Source organism: Geodermatophilus aquaeductus (assembly GCF_900182545.1).
In the GTDB taxonomy this organism is placed as follows: domain Bacteria; phylum Actinomycetota; class Actinomycetes; order Mycobacteriales; family Geodermatophilaceae; genus Geodermatophilus; species Geodermatophilus aquaeductus.
Window position 1 is genome coordinate 96179 of the sequence record NZ_FXTJ01000009.1, and the last position, 13474, is coordinate 109652.

General features: G+C 73.9%; 11 protein-coding genes. All 11 read right to left on the reverse strand.

From position 1 onward, the window contains the following. Nucleotides 1–25 precede the first annotated feature (25 nt). The 11 genes from yjfF to rhaS all read right to left on the reverse strand — a co-directional run bounded on the left by yjfF (nucleotide 26) and on the right by rhaS (nucleotide 13431). Nucleotides 26–1096, reverse strand: a complete 1071-nt coding sequence (yjfF, locus tag FN207_RS19765) for a galactofuranose ABC transporter, permease protein YjfF (protein ID WP_110908000.1) — start codon at nucleotides 1094–1096, stop codon at nucleotides 26–28. Next, a complete protein-coding gene (locus tag FN207_RS19770) occupies nucleotides 1093–2307 on the reverse strand; it encodes an ABC transporter permease (protein WP_142460169.1) in 1215 nt (404 codons plus the stop codon). The genes yjfF and FN207_RS19770 overlap by 4 nt, the downstream gene beginning before the upstream one ends. Continuing rightward, the gene (locus FN207_RS19775; protein WP_221888297.1) at nucleotides 2300–3868 is read right to left on the reverse strand and encodes a sugar ABC transporter ATP-binding protein; all 1569 of its coding nucleotides are present in this window, start codon (nucleotides 3866–3868) and stop codon (nucleotides 2300–2302) included. Before FN207_RS19775 ends, FN207_RS19770 begins: the two co-directional genes overlap by 8 nt. A gap of 99 nt (nucleotides 3869–3967) precedes the next feature. Then, on the reverse strand, nucleotides 3968–4966 hold the full coding sequence (locus FN207_RS19780) for an ABC transporter substrate-binding protein (RefSeq protein ID WP_221888298.1): 999 nt from the start codon (nucleotides 4964–4966) through the stop codon (nucleotides 3968–3970). Nucleotides 4967–5491: 525 nt separating this feature from the next. Then, nucleotides 5492–6811 carry a hypothetical protein gene (locus FN207_RS19785; RefSeq protein ID WP_142460171.1) on the reverse strand — a complete coding sequence of 440 codons (1320 nt, stop codon included), beginning with the start codon at nucleotides 6809–6811 and terminating at the stop codon, nucleotides 5492–5494. 56 nt (nucleotides 6812–6867) lie between these two features. Then, on the reverse strand, nucleotides 6868–7038 hold the full coding sequence (locus FN207_RS26440) for a hypothetical protein (RefSeq protein WP_185938442.1): 171 nt from the start codon (nucleotides 7036–7038) through the stop codon (nucleotides 6868–6870). 73 nt (nucleotides 7039–7111) lie between these two features. Beyond that, nucleotides 7112–8587, reverse strand: a complete 1476-nt coding sequence (locus FN207_RS19790) for a rhamnulokinase (protein ID WP_142460172.1) — start codon at nucleotides 8585–8587, stop codon at nucleotides 7112–7114. 13 nt (nucleotides 8588–8600) lie between these two features. Beyond that, nucleotides 8601–10637 (reverse strand): bifunctional aldolase/short-chain dehydrogenase, encoded by a 2037-nt coding sequence (locus FN207_RS19795; RefSeq protein ID WP_142460173.1) that lies wholly within the window; start codon nucleotides 10635–10637, stop codon nucleotides 8601–8603. 94 nt (nucleotides 10638–10731) lie between these two features. Beyond that, nucleotides 10732–11901, reverse strand: coding sequence for an L-rhamnose isomerase (rhaI, locus tag FN207_RS19800; protein ID WP_142460174.1), 1170 nt, complete (start codon nucleotides 11899–11901; stop codon nucleotides 10732–10734). Then, nucleotides 11898–12272, reverse strand: coding sequence for an L-rhamnose mutarotase (locus FN207_RS19805; RefSeq protein ID WP_142460175.1), 375 nt, complete (start codon nucleotides 12270–12272; stop codon nucleotides 11898–11900). Before FN207_RS19805 ends, rhaI begins: the two co-directional genes overlap by 4 nt. Nucleotides 12273–12339: 67 nt before the next feature. Further along, nucleotides 12340–13431 (reverse strand): rhamnose ABC transporter substrate-binding protein, encoded by a 1092-nt coding sequence (gene rhaS, locus FN207_RS19810; RefSeq protein ID WP_142460176.1) that lies wholly within the window; start codon nucleotides 13429–13431, stop codon nucleotides 12340–12342. Nucleotides 13432–13474: the final 43 nt, after the last annotated feature.

Genomic DNA, 13474 nt, shown 5'->3' on the forward strand with positions numbered 1-13474 from the left:
TCCAGCGGCGGGGACCCCAGCGCCGTCACGACGCCGTCCCGCTGTTGCGGCCGGTGACCCGCTGCAGGACGACGAAGACCAGCAGCAGCACGCCGACGGTGATCTTCGTCCACCAGGAGTTCAGCCCGCCGTCGAAGTCGATGAGCGCCTTGATCGTGCCGAGGACCAGGACCCCCAGCAGCGAGCCGACCACCAGCCCGCGCCCGCCCACGAGCACCGTGCCGCCGATGACGACCGCGGCGATGGCGTCGAGCTCCAGGCCGATGCCGTGCAGGCTCCAGCCGGACAGGATGTAGACGCTGAACAGCAGCCCGCCCAGCGCCGAGCAGAAGCCGCTGATCACGTAGACGCCGACCTTCGTCCGGCCGACCGCCAGGCCCATCAGCGCGGCGGAGGACTCGCTGCCCCCGATCGCGTAGACCGTGCGCCCGAACCGGGTCCGGTGCAGGACGAACGCGGCGATCGCCACCACGACGAGGGCGAGCACCGCGCCGTAGGACAGGAACGTCCCGCCCGGCAGCTCCACCACGTTGATGGCGACGGTGGTGAACAGGTCGTCCTGGATGGGGATCGACGGCCCGCTGATGGCGAAGCAGATCCCGCGGGCGAGGAACATGCCGGCGAGGGTGACGATGAACGGCTGCAGCTGGAGCCCGTGGATCGCCAGGCCCATGAGCCACCCGAGCAGCGCCCCGGTCGCCAGGACGACCGCGATGACCAGCGGTGCCGGCCAGCCGGCCTGCAGCAGGCTCGCCGCCATCACCGTGCCGAGGGCGACCACCGCGCCCGAGGACAGGTCGATCCCGCCGGTGAGGATCACGAACGTCATCCCGACCGCCAGCACGATCAGGTAGGCGTTGTCGACCAGCAGGTTCAGCGCCACCTGCGGGTAGCCGAAGTTCTCGTAGCGGATGCTGCCGGCGCCGAAGAGGACCACGAGCAGGACGGCGGTCACGAGCACGGAGAAGGTGCTCGACCCCGTGCTGGTGCTGCGCAGCCAGCGGTGGACGGCGCCCTGCCACCCCGGGCGGGACGTCGCGGGCCGCGGCGGGGCGGGCACCTGCTCCTCGGGCGGCCGGGTGTCGGAGACGGTCATCGGAGGACCTCCTGCTCGGCCGTCCGGCCGGGGACGGTGCCGGTGCCGGGGGCCGGGACCGGGGAGGCGGGCCGGACCGGGTCCGGCGGGACGGACCCGGAGGCGGCTGCGGCGTCGCCGTCCGGGGCGGTGGACGAGCCCGGACCCGGGCGGCGCCTGCGGCGCAGGGCGGCGCGCACCCGCGGCGCCTGCAGCAGGAACACCATGATGATCACCACGGCCTTGAACAGCCGGATGTACTCGTCGGGCAGGCCCATGGTGAGCACCGTCGTCGTCAGCGTCTGCAGGATCAGCGCGCCGACGACCGTGCCGGTCAGCGAGTAGCGCCCGCCGGCCAGCGAGGTGCCGCCGATGACGACGGCGAGGATCGCGTCGAGCTCGATGAACAGGCCGGCCCGGTTCGCGTCGGCGGCGCTGACGTTGGCGGTCACCATGAGACCCGCGACGGCCGCGGTGAACGCGACGAAGACGTACACGGTGAAGGTGATGCTGCGCGCCCGGACGCCGGCCAGCCGGGCCGCGGCCGGGTTGACGCCGACGGCCTCGATGAGCACGCCGAGGGCGGTGCGCCGGGTGAGCACCCCGACCACCAGCAGGACCAGCCCGGTGATGACGATCTGCACCGGGATCCCGGCCACGTAGCCACCGCCGAGCCAGTCGAACACCGGGTTCTCGGCGGTGACGATGTTGCCGTCGGTGATGAGCATGGCGATGCCGCGGCCGGCGGTCATCAGCACCAGCGTCGCGATGATCGGCTGGATCCCGACCACCGAGACGAGGAAGCCGTTCCAGGCGCCCAGCACCAGCCCCGCGGCGAGGGCGACGCCGATCGCCAGCGCGGCCGTGCTGCCCGAGGACGGGTCGTCGGCGCCCTCGACGATCGTGAAGGCGACCGATCCGGAGATCGCGAGGACCGCGCCGACCGAGAGGTCGATGCCGCGGGTGGCGATCACCAGCGTCATGCCGACCGCGATGAGCAGCACCGGCGCGACGTTCTTGACGACGTTCACCAGGTTGCCGAACAGGTGGCCGTCCTGGAAGCGCAGGGCGAAGAAGCCGGGGTTGGCCACCAGGTTGAACAGCAGCAGGACCGCGAGGGCGGCGACCGCCCACAGGACCGGTGAGCGGCGGGCGCGGGCGAGCAGGCCGTCGGCCGGGCGCGCCGCCGTGTCCGTGGCGGTGGCGGGAGCGGGGGCGGGTGCGTCAGTCACGGGTGTTCCCCCGGGCGATGAGGTCGACGACGCCGTCGAGGGTGGCGTCGGAGGCGTCGAGGTCGGCGACCTTGGAGTGGTCGCGCAGCACCACGACGGAGTCGCAGATGCGCAGGACCTCCTCGAGCTCCGCGGACACGAACACCACCGACATCCCCTCGCCCGCGAGCTGGGCGACGAGCTCCTGGATCTGGGCCTTGGCGCCGATGTCGATGCCGCGGGTCGGCTCGTCGAGCAGCAGCAGCCGCGGCTCGGTGAGCAGCCAGCGGGCGAGCAGCACCTTCTGCTGGTTGCCGCCGGAGAGGTTGCGCAGCAGCGCGCCGGGGTCGGCCGGGCGGACGTCGAGCGCCTTGATGTACCGGGCGACCATCTCGTCGCCGGCCCGCCGCGGGATCGGCCGCAGCCAGCCGCGCCGTGCCTGCAGCGCGAGCAGCACGTTGTCGCGGACGGTGAGGTCGCCGACCACGCCCTCGCCCTTGCGGTCCTCGGAGAGGAAGGCGATGCCGCGGGCGATGGCGGTGCGCGGGGTGCGCAGCCGCACCGGCTTCCCGTCCACCTCGACGTGCCCGCTGGTGGCCCGGTCGGCGCCGAACATCAGGCGGGTCAGCTCGGTGCGGCCCGAGCCGAGCAGGCCGGCCAGCCCGACCACCCGCCCGGCGTGCACCTCGACGTCGGCCGGCTCGATGGCGCCCTTCCGGCCCAGGCCCGACGCCGCCAGCCGCGGCACCGCACCGGCCTCGACGGGCCGGGGCGCGGCGCGCTCGAGGTCCTCCAGCGTCGCCAGCTCGCGGCCGATCATGGCCCGCACCAGCGAGGTGCGCGGCAGCTCGGCGGTGCGGTACTCCCCCACCAGCCGGCCGTTGCGCAGGACGGTCATGCGGTCGCTGATCTCGTAGACCTGCTCGAGGAAGTGCGAGACGAACAGGATCGCCACGCCGCGGTCGCGCAGGGACCGCACGACGCGGAACAGCTCGGCCACCTCCCCGGCGTCGAGGCTCGACGTCGGCTCGTCGAGGACCAGCACCCGGGCGTCGATGTCGACGGCGCGGGCGATGGCGACCAGCTGCTGGACGGCGATCGGGTGCGACCCGAGGACCGACCGCGGGTCGATGTCGAGGTGCAGCTCCGACAGGACCCGCCGTGCCCGGCGCCGGGAGGCGCGCTTGTCGATCTGCCCGGCGCGCCGGGGCTCACGGCCGAGGACGATGTTCTCGGTGACCGTGAGGTTCGGGCAGAGGTTGACCTCCTGGTACACGGTGCTGATGCCGGCCGCCTGGGCGTCGGCGGGGGTCGTGAACCGCTGCTCGGCGCCACCGAGCGTCACCGTGCCGGCGTCGTAGGGGTAGACCCCGGTCAGCGCCTTGATCAGCGTCGACTTGCCGGCCCCGTTCTCGCCCATGAGGGCGTGCACCTCACCGGGGAACAGGCGCAGGGAGACGTCGTCGAGCGCCTTCACGCCCGGGAACTGGATCGTGATGCCGGTCATCGCGACGACCGGGTCCGACGGGGGCGGGACGGCGGCCGGGTCGGCCGGCACCGCGGTGCTGGGGGCTGGGGACACGGGAGGCCTCTCGGGAGGAGGGCCCACCGCCCGTCCCGGGGAGGGAGCACCCGGGACGGGCGGAGGGGACGGGAGCCGCGGCGGGCTCCCGCGGGCGGATCAGTACTGCCGGTCCGGGAGGGCCTCGATGGCCTGCTCCTGCGTGAAGGTGGTCTCCTCGGTGACCACCCGCTCGGGGACCTCCTCGCCGTCGAGGACCTGCTGGGCGAGCTCCATCAGCTGGTCACCGAGCAGCGGGTTGCACTCGACGATGAAGTTGATCTTGCCGTCGGCGAGCGCCTGCATCCCATCGCGCACGGCGTCGACGGTGATGATCTGGATGTCCTGCCCGGGCACCTTGCCGGCCGCCTCGATCGCCTCGATGGCGCCGAGTCCCATGTCGTCGTTGTGCGCGTAGACGGCGTTGATCTCGGGGTTGGAGTTGAGCATCGCCTCCATGACCTCGCGCCCGCCGGTGCGGGTGAAGTCACCCGACTGCGAGGCGACGACGGTCAGATTCGGGCTGCCGGCGATCGCCTCGGCGAAGCCCTCCTGGCGGTCGATGGCCGGCGCGGCGCCGGTCGTGCCCTGCAGCTCGGCGATGTTCCACTGCGCGCCGGTCGAGGCCCAGTTCTCCACGGCCCACTCGCCGGCCTTCCTGCCCTCCTCGATGAAGTCCGACCCGAGGAAGGTGACGAAGAGGTCCTCCTGCTCGGTCTCCACCGAGCGGTCGGTGAGGATCACCGGGATGTCAGCCCGCTTGGCCTCGAGCAGCACGGCGTCCCAGCCGGTCTCGACCACGGGGCTGAAGGCGATGATGTCGACCCGCTGCTGGATGAACGAGCGGATCGCCGAGATCTGGTTCTCCTGCTCGCCCTGGGCGTCGGAGAACTGCAGGTCGATCCCCGCGGCCTCGGCCGAGCTCTGGATGGACTCGGTGTTGGCGGTGCGCCAGCCGCTCTCCGCGCCGACCTGGGCGAAGCCCATGGTGATCGTGTCGTCCCCGCCGCCACCGCCACCGCCGCCGCCGCCGCCGCCGTCGCCCGAGGAGCCGCAGGCCGCCAGGCCCAGGGCCGCGACCGACGCCGTGACGGCGGCGAGGAGCTTGTTCCTGATCAACGTCTGCCTCCTGTGAGTTCCTGCCGGCCCGTCCTGGCCGGTGTCGTGGTGCTCCCAGGGCGACCACCGCTGACTGGTCCCCGGGACGCGCTCTCAGGCGGCTCGTCCTGCGGGCCCGGCGACGCTGCTGGGCGTGATGCGGGACACTGTGAACGCAAACATACGGCCACGTCAAGGGGCTCCTCGGCGAACCGCTCCATGCGTGTCCACCCGCACGGGCAGGCCCCGGTGCGGCCTGGGTCACAGTCTGTTAACGTTCCCAGTCGGGCGGCGTGGCTGCCTGGTGCTCGAGGCTGCGCCGAGGGTCAGCCGGCGCCAGGACGAGGCCGCGCGGCAGCCCCAACTGGGTCCGTCGCCTGCGGTGCCGGTGTTCCCCGGGCGTTGCCGGGCCTGCAGCACGGTCAGTGCGCGCGGACCCCCGTCGATGCCGGCTCCTGCGGTGTCCGCTCCGCTCGGACGGCGTCGCAGCACCGCGGGAGCACGCGGGACACCGCGAGAGCCCGGACCGCCGGATGGGACCGGTGGTCAGACGCCGGGCGTGGTGTTCTCCGTGTGCTGCCGGACGCCGGTGTCCCGGCGGGGCTCGTCGTCGGGCGGCCGGGGGTCCTCGACCTGCGGGTGCGGGTCGTCGCCGCGGTCGCGGGCGCGCCCGGCCCCGGGCAGTCCCGACACCACCTGGTGCAGGTCGTCCATCAACTCGAGCAGCGCGTGCAGGTCCGTGGGCACCCGCCCCAGGTCGGCGGTGTTCGGGAGGTTGCCGGACTCCAGCCCGCGCAGCAGCCGCGGGACCTGGTCGGTGAGCGCCGTCAGCGCGTCGGCCCGCTCCTCGGTGAGCAGCGCGGGCAGCCGGCCGAGCAGGGTGCCCAGCCCGCGGGCCGCGTCGTCGGTCAGCTCGCGCTCGAGCCGGGTGAGCAGTCCGAGGACGGCGGCCGCCTGGCCCTCGCCGAGCAGCTCCTCGAGCCGGTCGAGGCGCTCGTCGGACAGCAGGCCGTCGAGCCGGGCGCCGACCCGGGCGAGGCGCTCGTCGTCCAGCAGCCCGCCGGCGCGGTCCACCAGCCGCGGGACGCGCTCGTCGGAGAGCAGGGCGTCGAGCCGGCCGAGCAGGCGCAGCACGCGCTCGTCGGCCGCGAGGTCCAGCAGCGTGCGCACCCGCTCGTCGGCGGCCAGGTCGAGGGCCTGCTGCACCCGGTCGCCGGTGAGGAGGTCCAGGGTCCGGTCGACGCGGGCGTCGGTCAGGACGTCGAGGGTGCGGTCGACCCGGTCGCCGGTGACGAGCTCGAGGGCCCGCACGACCCGGTCGTCGCCCGCGAGGTCGAGGGCGCGCTCGACGCGCTCGTCGGCCAGGTGGTCGAGCACCCGCTCGATGCGGCTCAGCAGCTCGGTCGACAGCAGCCGGTCGAGCCCGTCGGCGATCCCGTCGAGCCGGCCCGGGGACAGCAGGCCCGAGGACAGCAGGTCGTCGAGCGCGTCGAGGGCCCGCGGCACGACGTCGGCCCGCGAACGCAGGGTGTCCACGGTGCGGGTGACCGCCTCGACCCGCTCCGGCGCCAGCGCGGCGCCGAGCCGGTCGACGAGCGTGCCGAGGGCGGCGATCCGCTCCGGCGTCATGACGGCGGTGAAGCGCCGCACGACGTCGGCCGCCGCCTCGACGGCCTCCGGGCCCACGGCGACCGCGCGGGCGACCGCCGGACCGGCGCCGTCGAGCAGGGCACGCGTCCGGCGCAGGACGTCGTCGGCCAGCGGCAGGAGTCCCTCGGCGCGGGGCAGCGCCGCGCTGAGGCTGCGGACGGAGTCGGCGAGCGTCCAGGGCAGGTCGAGGAGGTCCGAGGGACCGGGCAGGCGCACGGTGCGGTGACTACCCGGGCGGCCGTCCCCGACTCACCCGGTCGCGGGCGACGGCGTCAGGAGGTGTGCACCTCGTCGTAGCCGTAGTCGCCGCCCGGGTCGTCGTCGGCGCGGGCGGGCGGCTCCGCGGGAGCCGGGGGTGCCGGCCGCGCCGCCGCCCCCGCGGTCGCCTCGTGGGCGAGGTCGTAGCCGAAGTCGCCGTCGGAACGCTCTGCCGGTCCGGTCATGGCCCCTCCTCGGACTCCCCGCGGGACGATGCTGCGCGCCCGGCCGGGACGGCGGCAAGACCCGGGGCGCCGGTCAGCGGGCGATGCGCGCCTCGGCCGCGTCCCAGGCGGCGGCGGACCCGGCGGGCCGGTACTCGACGAGCTGCTGGGTGGTGCGCAGCAGGCGCCGCATCTCCCCCAGCCCGCCCTCGAGCGCGCCGAGCGCCCGCGCCTGCACCAGCGCGTTGCCCAGCGCCGCGGCCTCCACCGGGCCGGCCAGCACCGGCCGCCCGCAGGCGTCGGCGGTGAGCTGGCACAGCAGCGCGTTGCGCGCTCCCCCGCCGACCAGGTGGACGACGTCGACCTCACGGCCGGACAGCTCCTCCGCGCTCCGGACCGTGCGCCGGTAGGCCAGGGCGAGGCTGTCGACGATGCAGCGCACCGTCTCCGCCTGGCTCTGCGGCGGCGTCTGGCCGGTCTCGGCGCACACCTGCGCGATGCGGGCCGGCACGTCGCCGGGCGGCAGGAAGCGCGGGTCGTCGACGTCGACCACGGCGGTGAACGCCGGCACCCGCGCGGCCGCGGCGAGCAGGTCGGCGAGGTCGGCCGGCAGCCCGTGCGCGGCCCAGGTGCGCAGCGACTCCTGCAGCAGCCACAGGCCCATGACGTTGTGCAGGTAGCGCACCGTGCCGTCGACGCCGAGCTCGTTGGTGAACCCCGCGGCGCGGCCGGCCTCGGAGAGCACCGGCTTCTCCAGCTCCACGCCGACCAGCGACCACGTGCCGCAGGAGACGTAGGCGAACCGGTCACCGCGCGCCGGCACCCCGACGACCGCCGACGCCGTGTCGTGCGACCCGACCGCGACCACCGGCACGTCGCCCAGGCCGGTCTCGGCGCGGACGTCGGCGGTGAGCCGGCCGATCTCCTCGCCGGGCTGCACCAGCGCCGGGAGCAGGTGGCGCGGCAGGTCGAGCCGGTCGAGCAGGCCGGGAGCCCACTGCCGCGTCGTCGCGTCGAGCAGCCCGGTGGTGGAGGCGTTGGTGACCTCCGCGACCCGCGCCCCGGTCAGCCAGTACGCCAGCAGGTCGGGCACGAGCAGCGCCTGCCGTGCCGCGGCGAAGCGCGCCGTCCCCCGCATGGCGGCGAGCTGGAACAGCGTGTTGAACGGCAGGTGCTGCAGGCCGTTGACGCGGTACAGCTCGTCGGGCGGGACCACCGCGTGCACGTCGGCGACCGCCGTCTCGTGCCGGGCGTCGCGGTAGTGGACGGGGTTGCCGAGCAGCGCGCCGTCGGCGTCGAGCAGGCCGACGTCGACCGCCCAGCTGTCGATGCCGATGCCGTCGACGTCGCCCTCGCGACCGGCGGCCCGCAGGCCGTCGAGCACCCCGGCGTAGAGGCCGAGGACGTCCCACTGCAGCGTCCCCGCCGTCCGCACCGGGCGGTTGGGGAAGCGGTGGACCTCGGTGAGGTCCAGCCGCCCGGGGCCGACCCTCGCGAGCATCACCCGGCCGCTGGAGGCGCCCAGGTCGACCGCCGCGAGGGTCAGCTCCCCGGCGGCAGAGATGGCCATTCCTGCCGCCCGATCAGCGGAGGAACGCGGCCGCGACGCCGGAGTCGACCGGGACGTGCAGGCCGGTGGTGCGCGACAGCTCCCCGCCGGTGAGGGCGAACACGGCGTCGGCGACGTGCTCGGGCAGCACCTCGCGCTTGAGCAGCGTCCGCTGCGCGTAGAACTGGCCGAGCTCCTCCTCCGGCACCCCGTAGACCGCGGCGCGCTTGGCGCCCCACCCGCCGGCGAAGATGCCCGACCCGCGGACGACGCCGTCGGGGTTGATGCCGTTGACCCGGATCTGGTGCTCGCCGAGCTCGGCGGCCAGCAGCCGGACCTGGTGGGCCTGGTCGGCCTTGGTCGAGGAGTAGGCGATGTTGCTCGGGCCGGCGAAGACGGCGTTCTTCGAGGAGATGTAGACGACGTCGCCGCCCATCCCCTGCGCGATCATCAGCCGGGCCGCCTCGCGGGAGACGAGGAAGCTGCCCTTGGCCATGACGTCGTGCTGCAGGTCCCAGTCCTGCTCGGTGGTCTCCAGCAGCGGCTTGGAGATCGACAGGCCGGCGTTGTTGACCACCAGGTCGACGCCGCCGAAGGCCAGCACGGCACTGCGGAACGCCTCGGCCACCGCCTCGGCGTCGGACACGTCGGCGGCCACGCCGATCGCGACGTCGGCGGTCCCGATGCCGGCCGCGGCGTCGGTCGCCTTCTGCAGGTCGAGGTCGGCGACGACGACGCAGGCGCCCTCGGCGGCCAGCCGTTCCGCGATGGCCTTGCCGATGCCGCTCGCCGCGCCGGTCACCAGCGCGACCCGCGACGCCAGCGGCTTGGGCTTCGGCATCCGCTGGAGCTTGGCCTCCTCCAGCGCCCAGTACTCGATGCGGAACTTCTCGCTCTCGTCGATCGGCGCGTAGGTGCTCACCGACTCGGCGCCGCGCATGACGTTGATGGCGTTGACGTAGAACTCGCCGGCCACGCGGGCGGTCTGCTTGTTGGCGCCGAAGCTGAACATGCCCACGCCCGGCACGAGCACGATCGCCGGGTCCGCGCCGCGCATGGCGGGCGAGTCCGGGGTGGCGTGGCGGGAGTAGTAGGCCGCGTACTCGGCGCGGTACTCCTCGTGCAGCTCCCGCAGTCGCGCGACGACGTCCTCGACCGGCGCGCTCGCCGGCAGGTCGACGACCAGCGGCCGGACCTTGGTGCGCAGGAAGTGGTCGGGGCAGGAGGTGCCGAGCGCCGCCAGGGCGCCGAGCTTCTCCCGCGACAGGAACTCCAGGACGACGTCGGAGTCGGTGAAGTGCCCGACCTGCGGCCGGTCGGTGGAGGCCAGCCCGCGGACGACCGGCGCGAGGGCGGCGGCCTTGATCCGGCGCTCCGCCTCGGGCAGCGCCTCGTAGCCGGGGACGACGGCGCCGAACGGCTCGGCCTTCCCGCGGTCGGCGAGGAAGGCCTCGGCGGTGCGGATGATGTCCAGCGAGTGGGCCTCGGCCTCCTCGCTGGTCGCGCCCCAGGCGGTGATGCCGTGGCCGCCGAGGATGCAGCCGATGGCCTGCGGGTTCTTCTCCTTGATGGCGGCGATGTCGAGGCCGAGCTGGAAGCCCGGACGGCGCCACGGCACCCAGACGACGCGGTCGCCGAAGCACTCGCGGGTCAGCGCCTCGCCGTCGGCCGCCGTCGCCAGCGCGATGCCGGAGTCGGGGTGCAGGTGGTCGACGTGGGCGGCGTCGACCAGGCCGTGCATCGCGGTGTCGATCGACGGCGCGGCGCCGCCGCGGCCGTGCAGGCAGAAGTCGAACGCCGCGACCATCTCGTCCTCGCGCTCGACGCCCGGGTAGACGTCGACCAGCGAGCGCAGCCGGTCCAGCCGCAGCACGGCCAGGCCGCTCTCCGTCAGCGTGCCGAGGTCGCCGCCGGAGCCCTTGACCCACAGCAGCTCGACGGGCCGGCCGGTGACCGGGTCGGTCTCGGTGCCCTTGGCGGAGGTGTTGCCGCCGGCGTAGTTGGTGTTGCGCGGGTCGGCGCCCAGCCGGTTGCTCCGGCCCAGCAGCTCACTGACCACGGGGTTGGTCACGGGTGGTTCCTTCCATCGGTGACGTACTGGAACGGCCTGGCCGCAGGGACCCGCGACGCGCGGAGCGTGTCGCGGGGGGCGGCCAGGTCCTTCGTCAGGCGCCCCAGGACGCCTGGGTGCCGCCGATGCGCTCGCGGGAGATGCGCTCCTGGTGGCCCGAGCGGGCGTAGGCGGCGTAGGGGTCGGCGTCGAGGCCCTTGCTCTCGCGCAGCTCGGCGAGCAGAGGCCGGACGTCGGTGGCGAAGGCGTCGGTCAGCGCACCGTGCGCCGCGAGCACGTCACCGGCGGCCTGCGCGGCGGCCAGCGCCTCGCGGTCGACCAGCAGCGCCTTCGCCGTCGCCTCCTGGACGTTCTGCACCGAGCGGATCTGACCGGGGATCTTCGGCTCGATGTTGTGGCACTGGTCGAGCATGAAGTTGACGCCGGAGTCCGGCCGCAGCGCGTCGGCGGCCACGATCTCGTTCATGATCCGGAACAGCTGGAACGGGTCGGCCGAGCCGACGATCAGGTCGTCGTCGCCGTAGTAGCGGGAGTTGAAGTCGAACGCGCCGAGGCGGCCCACCCGCAGCAGCTGCATGACGATGAACTCGATGTTGGTGCCCGGCGCGTGGTGGCCGGTGTCGAGGACGACGGTCGCCTGGTCGCCGAGGGCCAGGCAGTGCAGCAGCGAGGTGCCCCAGTCGGGGATGTCCATCGCGTAGAAGTAGGGCTCGTAGAACTTGTACTCGAGCAGCAGCCGCATGCCCGGGTCGAGCATCGCGTAGACCTGCTGCAGCGAGTCGGCGAGCCGGTCCTGGCGGGCGCGCAGGTCGTCCTGGCCGGCGTAGTTGGTGCCGTCGGGCAGCCACAGCTTCAGGTCGGTCGAGCCCGTGGCGCGCATGACGTCGACGCACTGCGCGTGGTGGGCGATCGCCTTGTCCCGGACCGCCTTGTCCGGGTGGGTCAGCGACCCGAGCCGGTAGTCGTCGTCCTGGAAGAGGTTGGAGTTGATCGCGCCGATGGCGACGCCGAGGTCGGCGGCGTGCGCGGCGAGCTTGGAGAAGTCGTCGACGAGGTCCCACGGGATGTGCAGCGACACCCGCGGCGCGGCGCCGGTGTAGCGGTGCACCTGGGCGGCGTCCTCGATCTTCTCGAACGGGTCGCGGGCGACGCCGGGCTGGCCGAAGACCTTGAAGCGGGTGCCGGAGTTGCCGAACGCCCACGAGGGCAGCTCGATGGTCTGCTCGGCCAGCGCGGCGAGCGCGGCGGCCCGGAGGTCGGTCACGAGGGGTCTCCAGTCGGTGCGGTGGTGGGTTCCCCGAGCGCCGTGAGCTGGGCGTCGAGGTCGAAGACGAGCGGCAGTTCCGCCTTGCCGGAGCCAGAGCCGGAGCCGTCGCCGGTGACGAAGAAGGGCGCCATCGAGGCCTCCCAGCGGGCGCTCACCTCGGTGGCGTCCACGGCGGCCTGCGCGGCAGAGAGGTCGTCGGTCTCCACGACGCCGACCAGCAGGCCGTCGTCGCGGAGGTAGAGCTCGTAGTCCCGCCAGCCGGCGTCGCGCAGGGCGCGCAGCATCTCCGGCCAGACGGCGGCGTGCCGCTCGCGGTACTCGGCCAGGCGGTCGGGACGGACCTGGAGGGTGAAGACGGAGCGGGGCACGGGGTCTCCTGGGGAGGGGTCCCGGTCCCGCCGCCGCCCGACGGGGGCGGCGGGACCGGGGGACGACTCAGAAGTCGAAGTCGTCGATGTTGTCGGCGTTGAAGACCGTCGGCTCGCCGAGCACGATCTCGCCGTCGGCGCCGATCGTGTACTCGCCGAGGTCACCGGCGGTGAAGGTCTCGCCCTCGGCGCCGGTGATCTGGCCGGCGGCCAGCGCGGCACCGGTGTAGGCGGCGAGGTAGCCGAGGTCCTCGGGGTTCCACAGCGCGAACGCGGTGACGGTGCCGTCCTGGACGTACTCGCGCATCTGGTTCGGCGTGCCCAGGCCGGTCAGCGCGACCTGGCCCTTGTACTCCGAGCCCGACAGGTAGCGCGCCGCGGCCGAGATGCCCACGGTGGTCGGCGAGATGATGCCCTTGAGGTCCGGGTAGGTCTGCAGCAGACCCTGGGTCTCCTGGAAGGACTTCTCGTCCTCGTCGTCGCCGTAGACCGTCGCCACGATCTCCATGTCCGGGTACTCCGAGGCGGCGTACGCGGTCATGAGCTCGATCCAGGCGTTCTGGTTCGTGGCGTTGGCCGTCGCCGAGAGGATCGCGACCTGGCCGGCGCCGCCGATCTGCTCGGCCATGAGGTCGATCTGCGCCTCGGCGATGCCCTCGGGGGTCGCCTGGTTGATGAAGGCGTCACGGCACTCCGGCGAGGTGTCGGAGTCGAAGGTGACGACGCTGGCGCCGCCGCTGCGGGCCTGGTCCAGGGCGCTGCAGATGGCGTTGGGGTCGTTGGCCGAGGTGAGGATGACGTCGGCGCCCTGCTGGGTCAGCGTGTTGATGTAGCTGACCTGCGAGGAGGCGCTGGCCTCCGACGGGCCGACCTGGCTGAACTCGCCCTCGATCTCGCCGGCGGCCCGCTCGGAGCCGGCGGCCGCGACGTCGAAGTACGGGTTGTTGAGCTGCTTGGGCAGGAAGGCGATCGCGAGGTCCGCGGGGATCTCGGCGTCCGGGTCGGCCGAGGCGCCCGCGGCGTCGCCGCCGCCGGAGCTGCTGCCCTCGTCCTCGCCACGGGTGGTGCCACCGCAGGCGGCGGTGGTGAGCACGACGGCGGCCACCGCCACGCCGGTCAGGCCGCCACGCAGGCGACGACTGGTCAGGAACAGCGACATCGGGGTCCCTCTCTTCGGGGTGGAGTGGAGTGGTGCAGGTCGA